Genomic DNA, 18,150 nt, shown 5'->3' with positions numbered 1-18,150 from the left:
TGACGGGGAGGGTGATCTCATGAAGAATTGTCCTGTTAAAGTAGTGACTTTATCATGGTATAATTCTCAACAGGTTGCGGCGAGGAATGCAATGACGGAGAATGCACTTAGCACCTTCCTGCGCGATCGCCGCCTGCGGCTTGATCCTGCAACGTTTGGTTTTCCCATCGGCCGCCGCCGCACACCGGGTCTGCGCCGGGAGGAGGTCGCCCAGCGCGCCAATATAAGTCCGACCTGGTACACCTGGCTGGAGCAGGGCCGCGGCGGTTCGCCCTCGGCGGATGTGCTGGATCGCATCGCCAAGGGACTGATGCTGACTGATCCCGAGCGCGACCACCTGCATATATTGGCCTTCGGACATCCGCCCGAACAGCGTTACCGTCAGCCCGAGACGATAACGCCCCGTCTTCAGGGCGTGCTTGACGCGTTGCCCTTCAGCCCCGCGATCATCAGAACGGCGACATGGGACGTCCTGGCATGGAACCGGGCCGCCGCCGTCATCCTCACGGATTACAGCAAACTGGCGAGGGAGAACCGCAACATTCTGCGCCTGATTTTCTCCGATGAACGGGTGCGCACCGCCCAGGAGGACTGGCGCAATGTCGCCCGCTACGTGGTCGGCGCGTTCCGGGCAGATGCCGCGCGCGCCGGCGCTGGCGCCGGCATCCAGCAACTTGTCGATGAGCTCTCGGCCGCCAGCCCCGAATTCAAGGCCATGTGGGATGATAACGAGGTCACAAGCATGCATGAGGGCCTCAAGCGCCTCCACCACCCGGTTCTCGGAACAATCGAACTGGAGTTCTCAAGCTTTGCGGTGGAGGGACGCTCGGATCTCAACATGATGATCTATAATCCCGCCAACTCCGAAATGAGTGAACGGTTTCGCTCGCTGATCGCAAAATCCGGCTGATCCCTTTGCGCTCTCCCTCGGTCGAAATCTCGCGCAAGTGGCTTGCGTCTGACTGGTCACGCTCTGTGCGTGCGTTCGATGGGATCTCCTTGCCGGCCACGAGCACATTTCTTTCGTCACCGCGCCTGCCGGGATTTGCAAAATCGTTCCGAAGCAACGAGAAGTCGTGAAACTTTTTCGGGTGCGATGAGTTTGGTGCAGGAGCAATCAGCTCACATTTCTCGCTGCTATAATCACCCGCTACGCGGAGGATTGGTCATCCTTTCGGAGGAGATACCGCATGAATTCCATCATTTATCTAGTCGGCCTTGTCGTCGTCGTCCTGTTCATTCTCTCATTGCTGGGGCTACGCTGATGGTTGATCCAACGGGTATCGAAGCGAATCCAAACCGCAGCTATGTCGACTGGCCAGCGATTTTTGCCGGTGCTGTCATTTCCTCGGGTTCCATGGCTGTGCTCACCGCATTTGCGGGCGGCCTGGGCCTGAGTTCAATCTCGGCGGAGGAGGGTGGCGACATCAGTACAATCTGGCTCATCGTAACGGGTCTCTTCGTCATAATCTCCATGGTCGGCTCCTACATGCTGGGCGGCTATATTGCCGGCCGCATGCGTCGGCCTGCCGGCGCTGCTGACAGGAACGAACTGACAGTTCGCGACGGCGTCAATGGCTTGGTCGTGTGGGGTCTCGGAACAGTCGTTTCCGCATTCCTCGCGCTCGGCGTGCTGTCCGGTGGCGCCAAAGCCGTGGGTAGCGCGGCGCAGACCGCCGTGGAGGCAACGGGTTCAGCGGTCGGAGGCGCCGTTCAGGGTGCTGGTCAACTAGCGGGCGGGATCGTTTCCGGAGCTGGCAGTGCGGCAGGTGGTCTGGCGCAGGGCGCCGGTCAGGCTGCAGCCCCCAGCATCGAGCAGATGCTTCCGCAGGGCCTGAAAACCAATCCAATCGACTATTTTACGGATAGTCTTCTGAGAACCGACGCGCCCGCCGCCCCTGTGCCGGGTGATCAGAGCGCCGGCGACTATCAGCGCCAGATCAGCGGCATTCTCGGAAATCTACTGGCAACCGGCCAGATATCCGAAGCCGACAAGACATGGCTTGCCAATCAGGTTGCTGCCCGCACAAACATCAGCCAGACCGATGCGCAAACGCGGGTGAACCAAACGGTTGAGCGTGTGCAGGCCGTGAGGGCGGAAGCGCAACAGAAGGTCGATGAAGCGCAGAAGCAGGTCGATACCTTGAAGGCGGAAGCGCAGAAGGCATTGGACGACGCCAAGACCAAGGCCGCCGATGCCGCGGAAAAAGCGCGTGTCGCAGGTATTCTGACCGCCTTCTTGCTGGCTGCTTCCGCACTGGTTTCCGCTGCCGCTGCATACATCGGCGCAGTACACGGCGGTCGACACAGAGACGAAGGCCGCATCTGGGGTGGGCTCGCCTACCGCAAGTAACCAATGGTGCACATGGAAAGGGCGAGCCTCCACAGCCGTGGTGGCCCGCTCTTTCGTTGGTTGGGCTGGCCCGATTTTTCAGTCCAAAAGTGCTGCGGGATCCAGTTGACGACCATGGCAGGAGGCGCTGCGTTGACATGTGCAGCCCCTCACATCGCGTCGGACGATACCCATCTGTTGCGACCATTCTGTTTGGCGTTCAAGAGTGCGGCGTCTGCTCGTTCCAGCACGCTACTCACAGTCCCTCCGGCCGGTGCGGTTGCGATGCCGACAGATACGGTGACCGGGTCAAGCAGGCGACCACGGTAATTGAACGGCGCGCGCTCAACTGCATGCCGGAGTCTCTCCGCAACCTTGATGGCAACTTCAATATCCGCAGCCGGCATTAACACGGTGAATTCCTCGCCGCCGAAACGAAATAGTTCACCCAGCTCGCCGACGGCTTCGGAAAGAACCTGGGCAACATATTGCATCACCGCGTCACCGGCATCGTGGCCAAAGCGATCATTGAAGCGCTTGAAATGGTCGATATCCAGCATGAGACAGGCGAGCGGCTCATCCGGCTTTTCCAGATGCCTGTTCAACGCCTCATCAAGAGACCGACGGTTCAGGAGACCGGTCAAGGCATCCTGTCTGGCCATGCCAACCAGCCGCTGCCGCAACTGGAGATTTGCGACGGCAAGGCCAATGTTCTCGGCGAGGAGTTCCAGATAAAGTCGCTCTGTCTCCAGCGTTTCGTTTCCTGCGGAAATTTCGAGGTATAACAGGCCTACGGTGTCCCCCAATGCGGTCAGTGGTATACAGAGACCGGTTCCGAAATTCCCCTGGAGGTGATGGCAGACGACGTCATCGCCGTCAGGGTTGTTGGTGTGGGGACGCCCGCGACGTAGAGCCCAGCAATCATCGATCAAAAACTCAGGCGCGGAAAACGAAGGGTCGGACCATTTTCCTGTCGATTGGAGAAGTGTACTGTTTTCCCTGAGCACAAGCAGCCGCCCCGCGATAGCGGGGAAAATCTGCGGCATGAATTTCGCAACGACGTCGGACAATTCCTCCTGATTCTGACACGCCTGAATTCGATGCATCATCTGCAGGATAAGGTCTTTGATGCGTTGGTTCTTGCGGTGCTCTGCGTCAAGCCGTTCCCGTTCCAGCCCGTTGCTGCGGAAGATGCGAATGGCTTGGTTCATCTCTCCAATTTCGTCACGTCGCCCTTCGTCTGGTACCTCGATACTGTAGTCTTGCCGAGCAAGGCGCATGACGATATTGCTCATTCTGATAAGGGGCGCGGCAACCCGTCTGCTGAGGACAAAGTACAATACGGCCAAAAACATCAGTGCGGTCAGGGCAAGCATCACCTTGGCGATAGACCCGTAGAAATCGCTTCGGTTTTTGGCCTGGTTGACCGTTGCCTGCGTACGTGCCGCAACGGTCTCTCTCACCGTTGCAACGGTATTCAACAGACTCGTATGCAGCTGATAGTACTCGTCGCCGAACAGGACCTGTTGCGCATCGCTCTGGCGCCCGGAGCGATAAAAAGCAATGGCCCCGCGCTCCATCGCATCCAGCCTGTCAGCGCTCTTTCGTATATCCTGAAACAATCCTTCTTCCTGCGGCGAGGCCCCGCGCGCAGAGAGTTTATCCAACGCTTTCTCGAGATGGTTTTCCTGATCTTCATCGACATAAAACTTTGCCAGATGCTGCTCGTCGCCTCGCATAACGTAAAGACGTGCCTCCTCGGCGCGCTCGTCCGCGGTGATCGCCAATTCCTCGGCAAGATCGTTTAGTTCGAGATGAGACTCGATTACCGCGCGCTCTTGAGACGCGCTTCTTGCCGACAAAATGAATGTGGTGGCTGATACTGTCGTCAGTATCAGCGTCACGGCATAAGCCAGGTTTGTGATGGTGCCAAGTCGCATGGTGGTGCCAAATCTTGCCGCACAGTATCACGACCGGGTGCGGCGGGTCTAATTTCTGGGCTTGACCAATCATTTCGTCAGGTCTCTGATCCCCTTTGGCTACGTCTTAGTCCCGCGGTCCAAAATGTCCAACCTGCGGTGTGGATTAAATTACCGAATCTTTAATTGTATGCCATTTCGCCAGTGCCTAGCTTACCGGTGAGGCCGCATCCGATGTGGACATGAGCCAGGAACCGGTAAGCCTGTCTCCCGTTTTTATTTCGGAGAAACCCTTCCTCCGAGGTCAATATCGCCGTCATGATTTTTAAGTGTCTGCCTCGCCATTCTGCCAGAGGTATATGATGATGCGATTTGCCGGCAAGATGCTCTCGGCAATGCGCAATGCCTTTGGTGGCCATCTGGAAAAATTAAATAAGCGCGCCTGCCATGGACTAGTAACGATCGGACGGGCCGGCTTCAAGCAGAAGTCGCTGCTGGACAAGATAGTGGACATAGTCCACTATCTTGTTTCCGGTATGGTATGCCGGGCAAACGCGAACAAGTTACAAAAACAAGGGGAACTTATGTCGCATTCAGCCACGTCGACCGACGTGGTGCTGTCCGTTCGTCATCTCACGGTGGATTTGCCGCCGGGAATGGAGCGCAGCCACGCGGTCAAGGATATTTCGTTCGACCTTCACGCTGGGGAAATCCTTTGCATCATCGGCGAGTCGGGATCCGGCAAGTCCGTTACCGCAAGTACGATCATGGGACTTTTGTCGCCAGTCATCACAGTCAGTTCCGGCGAAATCCACTTCGGAGGAATGGACATCCTCTCGGCCAGGGAAGAAAAAATCCGACCTTTACGCGGTCAGGCGGTCTCGATCATATTTCAGGATCCGCTTTCCGCGCTCAATCCGTTGATGACCGTCGGTGACCAGATCTCAGAAGTCCTGGAAGCCCATGGGGCCGGAACGCCGCAGAGCCGAAACGCCAAGGTTCTGGAATTGCTGGAGGAGGTGGGCCTTCCAGACCCATCGTTGTTGCGACTGCAATATCCATTCCGCCTCTCCGGCGGACAGCGGCAGCGTGTCATGATCGCCATGGCGCTGGCGCTTGATCCGGATGTCCTGATTGCCGATGAGCCGACGACTGCGCTTGATGTTACCACACAGGCCCAGATCCTGGACCTTATCCGAAAAATCCAGAAGCGGAAAAACATGAGCGTGATGTTCATCACCCATGATTTCGGTGTGGTTGCGGAAATTGCCGACCGTGTTGTGGTGATGGAAAAGGGACATCTCGTCGAGCAGGGAAGGGCGGATCAGGTTCTGGTCAACCCGGTTCATCCCTACACGCAGCGGCTGGTTGCTGCTGTGCCGCGCATGCGCAACGCAGAGCGCCCGCTTGACGAAGGCGCTCCCGTTGTTCTCGAAGTAGAAAACCTCGAAAAGGAATACCGCAGTTCCGGCTCGTTTTTCCGCAAGGCCCGAACCGTCAAGGCGGTGAACGGCGTTAGCTTCAAGCTGAGAAAAGGGCAGACACTCGGTGTTGTCGGGGAGAGCGGCTCGGGCAAGTCGTCGCTCGGGCGCGTTCTGCTGAAGTTGCTTGACTCGGATGGCGGCGCCATTCGCTTCGACGGTCGCGATATAGCTGCGATGGACGAAAGCGCGTTTCGATCCTTGCGGCCCTATATTCAGATGATCTTTCAGGATCCGTTTGCTTCGCTCAATCCGCGCCACATCATCGGCAGAATTCTGACGGTTGGTCCGCTGGCTCATGGAATGGCCTTGCACGAGGCGAGAACAAAGGCCCTTGGAATTCTAAAGCTCGTTGGTCTGGACGAGCAGGCCTATGACCGTTTTCCGCACGAGTTTTCCGGTGGTCAGCGCCAACGCATCGGCATTGCCCGCGCCCTGATGTTCGACCCGGTCGTTCTGGTGGCCGACGAAGCCGTTTCTGCACTGGACGTGTCCATACAGGCGCAGGTCCTGCAACTTCTGACCCATGTTCAAAGGGAAATGAAGGTGGCGATGATCTTCATTACCCATGATCTCAGGGTCGCAAGCCAGATCTGCGATGATGTGCTTGTCATGCACAAGGGAACAGTGGTGGAGCAGGGGCCGCCTACCCAAATCTTCCGGTCGCCCGCGCATCCCTATACGCAGAAACTCGTTGCGGCCATACCCGGCGCAGACTGGGAGCGGGCGGCTACGGCCAAGGCCATGTAACAATTCAGACGTAAGGGCAACTTGCCCCGACGTCTGCTTGTCTCGCGCGCCAATTCTAAACGCTCTGACCGCCGGATTTTGGTGATCCGACGGCGCATTAATATGTCAGCATAAGTCAATGAAATGTATAAATAAATTTCAGAATTCTGCAGAAAAGTAGTTGCGTTTGTCCACTAATTGTCATTTCATATAGTTACAAAACTGCAATACGACATGGCCGAAACCTGCACTGTGGCGCGCTCGGAAAGCGTATCCGCAACTGCTGTCCTTTGGCCATTCGATCGGAAAACTCATGCATAAGCCAACTGCGAAACCGCCCGTGTCACCGGCCGACATCAATCTCGATGTTCTCGAAGACACGCTGAGCTTCTATATCCGCACGATCAATCTTGCCGTGTCACGCGATCTCGATGACCGGCTGGAGGGGTTGGACGTGGCGAAGGGAACAGGAAAAATCACGACCCTGCTGCTCGTGGATGATTATCCCGGCATTCGCCCTTCGGTGATTGCGCATCTGACGATGCGGGACCGTTCGGCCATGGGCAGGATTATTGACCAGATGGTTTCTCATGACCTCATCCGCCGTGAGGTGTCACAGGAAGACAGCCGCGCGCAGGAACTCTACATCACCGAAGCAGGTGCGGCACTCGCCGTGAAAGTTCGCGAGATCGTTCCGCAGCAATCTCGCGATTTTTTCAGCTTCATTCCCGAGGACGAGCAGAAACAGGTGATTGACATCTTGCGTCGTGCTTATCGGCATATCGTGGGGCTTTCATGACAGATCGATCGGAACAACGCGTTGCTCTCATCTCCGGCGCAAGCCGCGGCATAGGCGATCAAATTGGCGCAACCCTCTTGGAGGAAGGCTGGCAGGTATCACTTGGCATGCGCACACCCGCGCTGCCTTCCTGGGCCACAGGTCACGAAGAAAAAGTTCATCTCTACACTTACGATGCGAACGATGTGGCTGCTGAAACAAGATGGACGCAAGACGCCCTTCAGCATTTCGGTCGTATCGACGCCATCGTGGCGAATGCAGGCATCATAATCCCGAAGACGGTGATCGAAGCTGATGACGACGATATCGACGCCATGTTTTCCGTTAACGTCAAGGCGCCGCGGCGGCTTGTTAAGGCCGCATGGGATACTTTGTGCCAAAGCGGTCGCGGCCGTGTGATCATCCTCGCATCTCTCTCGGGCAAACGCGTCAAGTCGGCATCGTCGGGCAGCTACTCCTTGTCCAAGTTTGCCGCTGTCGCCCTCTCGCATGCCATTCGGCAAGCGGGCTTCGACAGGGGCGTGCGTGCGACCGCCGTCTGCCCCGGATTTGTGGCAACCGACATGGCTGCGGCTCTATCTGAGCGGCCGGCCGCTTTGATGACCCAGCCGGCGGATCTCGCCCGTATCGTTTCCATGCTGCTGTCGCTCCCAAACGAGGCCTCCGTAGCCGAATTCGCCATTAATTGCCAGCTTGAGGAGTTTTTCTGACATGCCCGGTCCTTATGTCGTTCCCGTTCACGGGGATGCGGAATTACCCAAGGAAGTTGACGTCGTTGTCATCGGAGGCGGCATCATCGGCACCTCTACCGCGCTTGAACTTGTCGATCAGGGACTGCGGGTTGCCCTTTGTGAGAAAGGCGGCATCGGGCAGGAGCAATCAAGCCGGAACTGGGGCTGGGTGCGCATTTCCCGCCGCGACCCACGCGAAGTGCCGCTGATGGCAGAGGCGCTTCGCATCTGGGCGGATCTCAATCGCCGGACCGGGCGGGAGACGGGTTTTAAACAATCCGGTATCGTCTTCACCTGCGCCAACGATCGGGAATTTGCCGAGCACGAACGCTGGAACCGCAATCTTGAAGGCTACCAGATTGAAAGCCGTATGCTGAGTGCGGCGGAATTCAAGGCGAAATATCCCGGATCAAACATGGATATTGCCGGTGCGCTCTATACCGCCGGTGATTGTCGCGCAGAGCCGCAGCGGGCAGCGCCGGCGATTGCGGAAGCGGCACGCGATCGCGGCGCCTTTATCCTGACCGAATGCGCCGTGCGCGGCCTCCAGCTTTCAGGTGGCGGGGTCTCCGGCGTGGTGACGGAGCGTGGCGAAATCGCCTGCAAGGCCGCAGTGATGGCAGGTGGCGCCTGGTCCAGCCTTTTTCTTGGCAATAATGGGCTCGATCTGCCGCAGCTCAAGGTCATGAACTCCGTGCTGAGGACGAAGCCATTGGAGGGCGGGCCGGAAGAGGCGATCTGGTCGAATGGCTTTGCTATTCGCAAGCGTCTCGATGGTGGTTACACGATTGCAAACGGCTTTCAAAATATCGTCGATATAGTTCCAGCGTCGTTCCGTTATGCGCTGAAATTCCTGCCGGCGTTGCGACATGAGTGGCGCTCGCTCGATTTGCGCCTGACGGACAGGTTTTACGATGAATGGCGCATGCCGCGCCGCTGGGCGCTCGATGAGCCGTCGCCTTTCGAATATAACCGCGTACTCGATCCCATTCCGTCCAAGGCAATGACGGACGGCGCTCTGGCGAAGCTGAAACAGGCATTTCCGGTTTTCGAGAAGGCGGAAATCTCGCAGCGTTGGGCAGGCATGATCGATGTAACGCCGGACGCCATTCCGGTTATCGATGCCATCGACGCTATTCCGGGCTTCCATGTTGCAACCGGGTTTTCGGGCCATGGCTTCGGAATAGGTCCCGCAGCAGGAAGGTTGATGGCCGACATTGTTACCGGGCGAAATTCAGTCGTCGATCGTCATGATTTCCGGTTCAGCCGTTTCAGCGATGGCTCGAAGATCGAACTCGTAAGTGGCTTTTAAGAGACAGCACTTGGACCAAGCGGGAGCCGTGATTTGAAAGCATAAGGCAGGCAACTGTCGAAGGGAGCCAAACTGCCCAAAGAGGCGGAACCAACAATAATCGTCATGTTCAACCATCGGATAAAGGGGAACTAAAAATGTCCGACCAGAACAAGCCGCTTATCAATACCACCCGTCGCCAGGCACTCGGCCTTTTGGCGCTTGGCGCATCCAGCGTCGTCCTTTCCGGTCTCCCAGGCTTTTCAAGCGCCATGGCGCAGGGCAAGTCTGCCAAGGGGCAACTGACGGTCGGCTTCTCCCAGGAACCGACTGTTTTCAACCCGCATATGCCACATATTGAAGTGGATGAAGGGATTCACTTCAGCATTTTTGACCCGCTGTTTTACGTCGACGAAAAAGGTGCCTTCGTTGCCGCGCTTGCCGCAGAAGTCCCCACGGTCGAAAACGGCGGTATTTCCGCTGATGGTCTCAACTGGAAAGTCAAGCTGCGCGACAACGTCAAGTGGCACGATGGAAAGCCGTTTACGGCTGAAGATGTCAAATTCACACTTGAGCTTCTCGTCGATCCGAATTTTCGATCCTGGCGCAAGACCGGACATGAATTTGTCCGTGACCTCACCGTGGTCTCCCCGACAGAAATAACCTGGAAGATGGAAAAGCCCTTTGCCCCGTATCCATCTATCCTTGCTTCCACCTTCATTACGCCAAAACATCTTCTCGGTGCGGAAGCCGACCGCAATACCGCCGCCTATAATAACGCACCTGTCGGGACCGGAGCTTTCAAATGGAAGGAACGCGTCGCCGGCGACTATATCCTTCTTGAAGCCAACACCGACTATTTCGGTGACGGCCCGCATGTCGAGCGCCTGATTTACAAATATGTCCCTGACCTCAATGTGCTGTACACCCAGTTCAAGACAGGCGATATCGACGTTGTTGGTCTGCAATGGATAACGCCCGACCATTATGACGAGGCGAAGGATCTCGCCGGTAAAGTCGTCAACGTCGTGCCGGGCTCGACGATTGAATCACTCTCCTTCAACATGGATCGGCCCCAGTTTAAGGAACCTGCGGTCCGGGAAGCTCTTTATGCCGCAATCGACAAACAGTCGATCATCGAGGCGCTCTACTACGGTTTGCCAACGCCCACGGAAAGCTACGTCCCGCAGCAATCGTTCTATTACAATCCTGATCTGCCCAAACATGAATACTCCATAGAAAAGGCGAAGAAGCTTCTGGACGATGCGGGTTGGGCTGTCGGTGCCGATGGTATTCGAGCAAAGGACGGGGTGAAGCTTGCCTTCACCTGCTCGACCACGGCAGGAAATCACATCCGCGAACAGGTGCAGCAATATATGCAGCAATCCTTCAAGGATATCGGCGTGGAAATGACCATCTCCAATCTGCCGCCAGCCGTCATGTGGGGCGACTACTGGATGTTGTCGAAATTCGATTCCGTTATTGTCGGCCTCGATTTTCTGACCGGCCCCGACCCTGACACGTCCGACTTCTTCCGCTCGACGTCGAGCCCGGCAAAAGGCGGGTCCGGGCAGAACACCTGGCAGTTTGCCAACAAGGAAGTCGATGATCTTCTCGCGAAGGGCGGCAGCCTCTTTGTGCCGGAGGAGCGCAAGGCCGTTTACCTGAAAATCCAGGAGATCATGCGAAAGGAAATGCCGCTTCTGCCGCTGTTTCAATATGCAACGGTCCGCGGTCACAAGCAGGGCGTCGAGAACGTCAAGCCTAACGTCAATACGCGCATCGACACATGGAACGTCGCGACCTGGCATCTGGCGTAAAGATGCGCCACGAAACGGAGCTGTGCTCCGAAATGTGGAACGCACCGGCTTTGGACCAGCCGGTGCACTGACGGCTATTCGTGGACGGGTTGATGCTTGTCCACGAAGCGACCTGGAGTCTTACCCATGCTGACCTTCCTTCTGCACCGAATATGGCAGAGCCTTGTGCTCCTGCTGCTTGTTTCCATTATAGGATTTGCGATCCTCAATCTTGCGCCGGGCGGGCCTCTGTCGCAATTTGCTCTCACGCCGGGCATGACCCGGGAGGCCCTTGACCGCATCGCCCACCAGATGGGCCTCGATCGGCCTTTGCCAGTCCAGTATCTGGATTGGGCTTGGCGACTATTACAAGGTGACTGGGGTAAATCCTATCGCGACCAGCGACCGGTTCTCGACATCATCTCCGGACATCTTTTCGCGACATTGCTTTTGATGATCTCATCGACGGTTGTCTCGATCCTTGTCGGCACATGGATCGGGATCAAGGGTGCCACCAAACGCTACACGCTGTTCGATTACACTGCGACAGTCGGCGCGATGATCGCACTCTCCATTCCGACATTCTGGTTTGGTCTGGTCGCGATTTATGTTTTTGCGCTGCGGCTGAAATGGCTGCCCGCGGGCAACATGTACACGATCGGTGATCAGTCATTCTACGACTATGCGATCCACCTGATCATGCCGAGTCTCGTGCTTGCTCTCGTCAATATCGCCGTCTGGAGCCGTTATATGCGGACCGCGACACTCGACGTTATCAATCAGGATTTCGTCCGCACCGCGCGGGCCAAGGGGCTGACGCCACGTCGGGTATTGATGAAACATGTCGTTGGCAACGCTCTGCTGCCGATGATTACGCTTGCCGGCCTTCAACTCCCGACCATTCTAGGCGGCGCGCTGGTGACCGAAACCGTCTTTACCTGGCCGGGCATGGGGCGCCTCTTCCTCGATAGCCTTGGTTATCATGACTATCCGGTGGTCATGGGCCTTTTGATGTTTTCCGCAATCCTCGTGCTGCTCGGCAGCCTGCTCGCTGACCTGATGGTCGCTCTCATCGATCCAAGGATTCGGCTCGGATAGGATCTGACCGGCGAGCACCGCAATCAACGGAAGGAAAGACCATGTCCGCTGCCACACTCCAATCCACCCGCGCCGTGCCACGCTTTCGCTGGTGGCAGAACCGCACGCTTCTTCGCTTTGCACGCCACAAGCTGGCGGTACTTGGCGTCATCATGATCACGATTATGATCTTTGCCTGCGTCGTTGGCCCATACCTCTTGCCCTACGACGAGTTGTTCATTGATCTGCGCGCCCGCTTTGCGCCGCCTCTGACAGGCTACCACATATTTGGTACGGACCCCCTGGGGCGCGACATCGCGGCGCGGCTGTTCAATGCCGGCCGTATCTCGCTGCTCGTCGGGTTTTTCGCCATGGTGCTGTCGACGGTGATCGGGACAGTCATCGGTGTCGTTGCCGGTTATTACGGCGGTCGTGTCGGCGCAATCCTGATGCGCTTCGTTGATGCGTTTCTTTCTTTCCCGAGCATTTTCCTGCTTCTGGCACTGGCCGCTTTCGTCAAGCCAAGCCCGTTCATGATCACGGTCATCATCGCCGTCACGAGTTGGATGGAGATCGCACGCCTGGTCGAGGCAGAAGTCCGTTCCTTGCGCGAGCGAGACTTCGTGATGGCAGCCCGCATGCTTGGTTTGCCGAATGGCTGGATCATGTTTCGGGAACTACTGCCAAATGCTGCCGGGCCCATCATTGTCGCGGCGACGTTGACGGTGGCGCGCGCCATTCTTCTTGAAGCCTACATCAGTTTTCTGGGTTACGGCATTCAGCCGCCGCTGCCAAGTTGGGGCAACATGTTGAACGGTGCACAGCAATATCTCGACAAGGCGCCCTGGCTCGCAATCGTGCCCGGTGTCGCGATTACGCTCGCCGTCACGAGTTTCAACTTCATTGGTGACGGCCTTCGCGACGCGCTCGATGCCCGCAGTGACCTGAATTGAGAGTGCGGGTTGATGGCTTCTTTCTCGCCCTTTGACGACACCCTCTGCTGGCAACGGTTATTCCGAAACGCTAACAATTTACCGTCTCTTCCAGCAACCTTTGCGCGCTGCCTGACGGCACGCGCCCCGGGGGTATTCCACAGGGCTTAACGGAGGGCTTGAAGGGCCGAGGCAAAAAGCATGTTGCATCCCGCAATGCTGTGTTCGGGCTCGACATGCTCCGCCTCGTTGTGGCTGAGACCATCCCGGCAAGGGACGAAAATCATCGCAGATGGCGCGACGCGATTCATGAAGAGGGCGTCGTGGAAAGCGCCAGACAACATTCGTTGGGTGACGAAACCGCGGTCTTGGGCGGCGCGATCCAGCGTCGCGATAATATCCTCCTGAAAATTCGCCGGCGGCATGTCGAATATCTGCGTAATCGTCGCTTCACAGTTTTGATCACCCGCGGCCCTTTGCGTCACAGCGCGAATTTTACGCTCCATGTCATCAAGGATGTCGGTGGAAGGGTGTCTGATATCGACAGTGAAAACCACGGTCTGTGGAATGGCGTTAACGGCCCCCGGCTGCAGCGCCATTCGTCCAACCGTGAAGCGCGCGGACGGATCCATGGGCATGATCGCAGGGAAAAGCGATCCCAGCGCATTGACCGTGGCATGAAACGGATCACGTCTGTACATCAATGCTGTGGTGCCGGCGTGCGCGGTCTGGCCGGAGATGGATACTTCCAACCAACGCGTCCCCTGTATTCCCGTGACGATCCCTATCGGTACGCCCTGTTTTTCAAGCGACGGCCCCTGCTCGATATGAACCTCGATATAGGCAAATACGGGAAAACCGAGCTCGCGCATTGACGCCTGGGGCAAACTTTTCAAGGTGTCGGCAAGCTCCGTTGCGAAATTGGCCTGGTCATCTGTTGCCGTAAGGCTCATCCAGTTGTCAGGGATTGTCCGTGAAGCAAAGGCCATTGAGCCCATGCAACCCGGCGCAAAGCGGCAACCTTCCTCATTGGTGAAAGCGACGACTTCAACGGGGCGTTCCGTTTCGATCCCGAAATCCTCGAGAGTTTCCAGCACCTCGAATGCGCAAAGCGTTCCCAGTGCGCCATCGAACCGGCCGCCTGCCGGCTGGCTATCCAGATGGCTGCCAATCAAGAGCGGCGCAAGACTGTTGTTACGACCGTCCCGGCGAATGAAGAGATTGGCGATGGGATCCTGAAACACGGAAAAGCCGCGGTCGATGGCAAGTTTTGCCAGCAGTTGCCGTGCTTTGCGATCCAGCATGGTCAGAGACTGTCGGTTAACGCCACCCTTCTCCGTCACTCCGATCGCTGCAAACCGGTCAAGATTTGCCAGTAGCCTGTCACTGTTGATCGAAAAATCTGCCATAGCCATAGTCCTTAAGCTTCAAGACCGGGGCGGGCTGCGGCAACGAAGGCACGTACCCGCGCGAGTTCAACAGGGTTCCACCAGACCCCGCCCTCTTTCAGCGATGAGGCAACGATGACACCGCTGGTGCGCTTGAGTATGTCGATGATGTTGCCTTCGTTGACGCCAGAGCCCACCAGGAGCGGCAGATGCGTTGCCGCGCCGATTTCCTCGATCTCCTCCAGCGATGCACTGTTACCTGTGCGCTGGCCCGTTGCGATGACGCCATCGGCGTCGAAGAAGGCGAGGTCGCGCGTCAGTTCATCGATGCTGCGATCCGCCGTGATGGCGTGGGCGCCGTGCTTGACGTGGCTGTCGGCAAATACCTTGATGTGCTCGGCCCGCAGCAGCGAACGGTAGCGCATCGCCTCGGCCGCACGGCCCTCCATGAAGCCCTCATTGGCCACATAGGCATTGGCCCATTGGTTGACGCGGATGAACTTTGCCCCGCCCGCCATGGCGATCGCGAAGGCCGGGATCGGGGCATTGGCGAGCACGTTGATGCCGACAGGCACGCCGGCGGCGCGAACGATACGGTCTGTCACCACGCTCATGAAGGCTGAGGTTTCCGGACCAATGTCTTCCGGCTTCGAAAACGGCACGTCTCCGTGGTTTTCGACGATGAGACCGTGCATGCCGCCTTCGACAAGGCGTTCCGCATCGCGCATGCACGCATCGTAAATGGTATCCATGCTTGCGTTGCGATAACGCGGGGCTCCGGGAAAGGCCGGACAATGTATCATGCCGATCAGAGCCTTGCTGCGGCCGAAAATTTCCTGAATGGCATTGGCCGCGTTGTCGGATATGGTCTGCATTTCCAGTCCCTTTCGAAAGTTCTCCATGCGTGCCTTTGTTATCGGCAATATCGCACTCGATGAAACCTATTCCATTACCGCACTGCCGGAGGCAGGCGCTTCAATCTTCGGCGAGCAGGCCTCGCGCAGTCTCGGTGGCAAAGGCTGCAACCAGGCCATTGTTCTTTCACGCTGCGGCGTTCAAACCACGCTCGTCGCCGCCGTCGGCAGGGACGAGCGCGCCGTTGCGATCGGAAAAGCGCTCACCCGCGAACGCCTGACACCAAAGCTCATTCCCGTCGACAGTGCCACCAGCGATATCTCCATCATCCTGACGACGCCGGACGGTGAAAACTCGATCATCACCACTCGCTCCGCAGCTGCAGCGCTCGATGAAAAAGCTGCCTTGGACGCCCTTGGTGACGCCGTCGCCTGCGACCTCGTCGTTTTGCAGGGTAATCTCTCGGAAAAAACAACCCTTTCCATTCTCAATGCGGTGCGATCGAAAGGGCTGACTACAGTCTTCAATCCGTCTCCGCTGCAGCCTTGGTTTGCAAGCGTCCTGCCACTCATCGATATCGCCGTCCTCAATCGCATCGAAGCTGAGGCACTGACAGGCGCCAGCGACGCTGCGGCCGGCGCTTTTCTGCGGCGGGCCGGTGTCGGCCTCGTCATCGTCACGCTCGGTGGGCAGGGCTGCGTGCTCGTGTCCGCCGATGGCGCCATCGAGGTGCCGGCGGCGCCAGCGACGATCATCGACACCACGGGTGCCGGTGATTGCTTCACGGGCGTCGCGCTTGCCTCCGCCATGCTTCGCGGCGTCTGCGTGGATGCGCGTGCCCTTGAGGATGCCTCCAGGGCCGCAGCCATCACGGTTGGTCGCCGTGGCACGCAGGATGCCTTTCCCAGCCATGAGGAGCTGATGACCATCCTGCGGGCTTAGCCGCTCTGGTCACGGCTTTTCCGTCAGCCAGCCGAGAATGTTCTTCCACAGGCGCCCATATCCGTCCCATTCGCAGAAGGCGGGAGAGAGCCAGTGTGGACCAATGTCGGAGGTCCATGCGGCCGTGCGGCCGTTGCCGAAACGTCCGGTGACGAGCAGCGGATGGGAACCCTGATCTTCCGATAGCCGGACGACCACCTCGACATCGGCGCGGTCACGCACCTCGACCTCGTTCACCCCGAGCAGAAACGGCCACTTGCCGGAAAGGCCAGCCACGGTCGGATGGTCGGGTTTCAGAATATCGGCCGTCGACCCTTCTGGAATCTCCACACGGTCGTCCCACGGAAGGCAGGTGACTGGCAACGTGTCTTCGACCGGCGTGCGGCGCCAGCGCGCCTTGCCGTCGATCCCCTGGAAGGAGAAATAGCCGCCGACCATCAGCAGGCCACCGCCTTTTTCCACCCATGCCTTGATGAGCTTCAACCGGTTCGGCACGGTCTTCGACTGTAGCCAGACGGCTGGCGGCAGCAGGAGAGAATTTGCGCCGATGTCAGAAAGGATGATGGCGTCATAGGCGTCGAGCCCCGCCATCTCGAAAGGAAACTTCTCCACCGCATCATGCGCTGTCATGTAAGTCAGCTCATATTCGCTGCCCTCGAGCGCCTTTACCAGCGGTTCCGCACCCAGATGAAAGGTGACGCTGCCAAACTGATCGAAGCCCTTGTAGTGGGTGGCGGAGCTGACCCAGCTTTCACCGACGAGGAGCACTTTTTTAGTCATGATCTTTCCATTTCCATAGGTTCGTCAGGTCTTTGCCTGGAAGACCGAGCGCGGGTTATCCCGCATGAGGGTTTGAAGAGTGGCGTCGTCGAGGCCATGCCGTTTCAGACGCGGCAGGAAATGCCTGAGGATATAGGCGTAGCCATTGCCGCCATATCGGGTCAGCATCATTTTGAGGAAGACGTCGTGGGACAACAGGACACGGTCCAGGTAACCGCCTTCCACCAGCGTGACGATGGAGCGGGCGGCATCCTCGTCGCTGGGGCATTGGACCTGCTGGTCGGCGTAGAAAAAATCCATGCCGATCATGTCGTATTCGATGAAGGCGCCACGGCTGGCGAGTTCGCTCTGGTAGGCAATATCCGCATGGGACGGGTTCATGTGGCAAAGAACGGTGTGGTTGAGATCCGCGCCTTCATCCGCAACGATATCGAGAACCCTGTGTCCCAGCCGAAGCCATCCCGGCAGATGAACCATCAGGGGAAGGCCGGTGCGGACCTGTGCCTGCGCAGCTCCGCGCAGGGATTTTTCCTCTTCCGCCGTGAAATCCGCGGAGACACCGATTTCGCCGATCAGGCCGATGCGCACATCGGTCCCATCAACACCGTGCAGCGCCTCCTGCACGATCTCGTCGGCTATGGCATCGACCGAGAGCCCGGCCACTTTTTCGGGATGGGAGGATGCAAGGTAATAACCCGCTCCCATCACGACGTTGAGCCCGGTTGCTTCCGAAATCCTCCGCAGCGCCAGGGGATTTCTGCCGATGCCCTGGCAGGTCGGTTCCACGACCGTCTGTCCACCGGCGGTCGCGAAATCTTTCAGTTCCGCAATTGCCAGCGGCTCGTCATCCAGCGTGATATTGTGCTTGTTGACGAAAGGATCCTGCCGCAGCTCGCCGAGGATTTCCATGCAGACGAAACCTTCGGCGAGATATTGCCGCTCCGGAGTCTTGGGGGCATGCCACCAGCAACGGCAATCGTTGAGGATGTGCTCGTGCATCAGCGTCACGCCCAGTTGATCCGCAGCAATCGGGCCGCGCACGGTCATGATCTTTCCCGATCGGATATGTCCTTCAGACAGTTCCGTTGTCATCGC

15 protein-coding genes are annotated in these 18,150 nt (G+C 57.8%); 10 read left to right on the top strand and 5 right to left on the bottom strand.

What is annotated here, in order from left to right; all coding sequences use genetic code 11:
* Positions 1-91: 91 nt before the first annotated feature.
* A complete protein-coding gene (locus ACQZ5G_RS23055) occupies positions 92-910 on the top strand; it encodes a helix-turn-helix transcriptional regulator (protein ID WP_004432904.1) in 819 nt (272 codons plus the stop codon).
* A gap of 354 nt (positions 911-1,264) precedes the next feature.
* Positions 1,265-2,353: a hypothetical protein gene (locus tag ACQZ5G_RS23050; protein ID WP_004432905.1), complete on the top strand. Its 1,089-nt coding sequence runs from the start codon at positions 1,265-1,267 to the stop codon at positions 2,351-2,353.
* A gap of 149 nt (positions 2,354-2,502) precedes the next feature.
* On the opposite strand, the gene ACQZ5G_RS23045 is transcribed toward ACQZ5G_RS23050, so the two are convergent.
* Complete coding sequence (locus tag ACQZ5G_RS23045; RefSeq protein ID WP_448739054.1) at positions 2,503-4,272, bottom strand: diguanylate cyclase; 1,770 nt, start codon at positions 4,270-4,272, stop codon at positions 2,503-2,505.
* Positions 4,273-4,835: 563 nt separating this feature from the next.
* On the opposite strand from ACQZ5G_RS23045, the gene ACQZ5G_RS23040 reads away from it, so the two are divergent.
* The 7 genes from ACQZ5G_RS23040 (at position 4,836) to ACQZ5G_RS23010 (ending at position 13,111) form a co-directional block, all read left to right on the top strand.
* Entirely contained in the window at positions 4,836-6,482 is a 1,647-nt protein-coding gene (locus tag ACQZ5G_RS23040; protein WP_035236662.1) for an ABC transporter ATP-binding protein, read from the top strand.
* A gap of 292 nt (positions 6,483-6,774) precedes the next feature.
* Complete coding sequence (locus ACQZ5G_RS23035; protein WP_004432908.1) at positions 6,775-7,260, top strand: MarR family winged helix-turn-helix transcriptional regulator; 486 nt, start codon at positions 6,775-6,777, stop codon at positions 7,258-7,260.
* On the top strand, positions 7,257-7,970 hold the full coding sequence (locus ACQZ5G_RS23030) for an SDR family NAD(P)-dependent oxidoreductase (protein ID WP_448739055.1): 714 nt from the start codon (positions 7,257-7,259) through the stop codon (positions 7,968-7,970). The genes ACQZ5G_RS23035 and ACQZ5G_RS23030 overlap by 4 nt, the downstream gene beginning before the upstream one ends.
* 1 nt (position 7,971) lies before the next feature.
* Positions 7,972-9,303 (top strand): NAD(P)/FAD-dependent oxidoreductase, encoded by a 1,332-nt coding sequence (locus ACQZ5G_RS23025; RefSeq protein ID WP_004432912.1) that lies wholly within the window; start codon positions 7,972-7,974, stop codon positions 9,301-9,303.
* A gap of 137 nt (positions 9,304-9,440) precedes the next feature.
* Positions 9,441-11,102 carry a peptide ABC transporter substrate-binding protein gene (locus tag ACQZ5G_RS23020; protein ID WP_004432914.1) on the top strand — a complete coding sequence of 554 codons (1,662 nt, stop codon included), beginning with the start codon at positions 9,441-9,443 and terminating at the stop codon, positions 11,100-11,102.
* 126 nt (positions 11,103-11,228) lie between these two features.
* Positions 11,229-12,179 carry an ABC transporter permease gene (locus ACQZ5G_RS23015; RefSeq protein ID WP_004432916.1) on the top strand — a complete coding sequence of 317 codons (951 nt, stop codon included), beginning with the start codon at positions 11,229-11,231 and terminating at the stop codon, positions 12,177-12,179.
* 41 nt (positions 12,180-12,220) lie between these two features.
* The gene (locus ACQZ5G_RS23010) at positions 12,221-13,111 is read left to right on the top strand and encodes an ABC transporter permease (protein WP_004432918.1); all 891 of its coding nucleotides are present in this window, start codon (positions 12,221-12,223) and stop codon (positions 13,109-13,111) included.
* A 146-nt stretch (positions 13,112-13,257) separates the two neighbouring features.
* On the opposite strand, the gene ACQZ5G_RS23005 is transcribed toward ACQZ5G_RS23010, so the two are convergent.
* Complete coding sequence (locus ACQZ5G_RS23005) at positions 13,258-14,499, bottom strand: Zn-dependent hydrolase (RefSeq protein ID WP_448739056.1); 1,242 nt, start codon at positions 14,497-14,499, stop codon at positions 13,258-13,260.
* 11 nt (positions 14,500-14,510) lie between these two features.
* On the bottom strand, positions 14,511-15,353 hold the full coding sequence (locus ACQZ5G_RS23000) for a BtpA/SgcQ family protein (RefSeq protein ID WP_004432923.1): 843 nt from the start codon (positions 15,351-15,353) through the stop codon (positions 14,511-14,513).
* 25 nt (positions 15,354-15,378) lie between these two features.
* On the opposite strand from ACQZ5G_RS23000, the gene ACQZ5G_RS22995 reads away from it, so the two are divergent.
* Positions 15,379-16,275 carry a ribokinase gene (locus ACQZ5G_RS22995; protein WP_448739057.1) on the top strand — a complete coding sequence of 299 codons (897 nt, stop codon included), beginning with the start codon at positions 15,379-15,381 and terminating at the stop codon, positions 16,273-16,275.
* Positions 16,276-16,284: 9 nt separating this feature from the next.
* On the opposite strand, the gene ACQZ5G_RS22990 is transcribed toward ACQZ5G_RS22995, so the two are convergent.
* Together ACQZ5G_RS22990 and ACQZ5G_RS22985 are read right to left on the bottom strand one after the other, a co-directional pair.
* Positions 16,285-17,055, bottom strand: coding sequence for a glutamine amidotransferase (locus ACQZ5G_RS22990; protein WP_448739058.1), 771 nt, complete (start codon positions 17,053-17,055; stop codon positions 16,285-16,287).
* Between the two features lie 24 nt (positions 17,056-17,079).
* Positions 17,080-18,147 (bottom strand): phosphotriesterase family protein, encoded by a 1,068-nt coding sequence (locus ACQZ5G_RS22985; protein WP_448739059.1) that lies wholly within the window; start codon positions 18,145-18,147, stop codon positions 17,080-17,082.
* Positions 18,148-18,150: the final 3 nt, after the last annotated feature.

This window comes from Agrobacterium sp. 22-214-1, from assembly GCF_053522465.1.
This window is presented reverse-complemented; position numbering and strand designations above follow the sequence as displayed.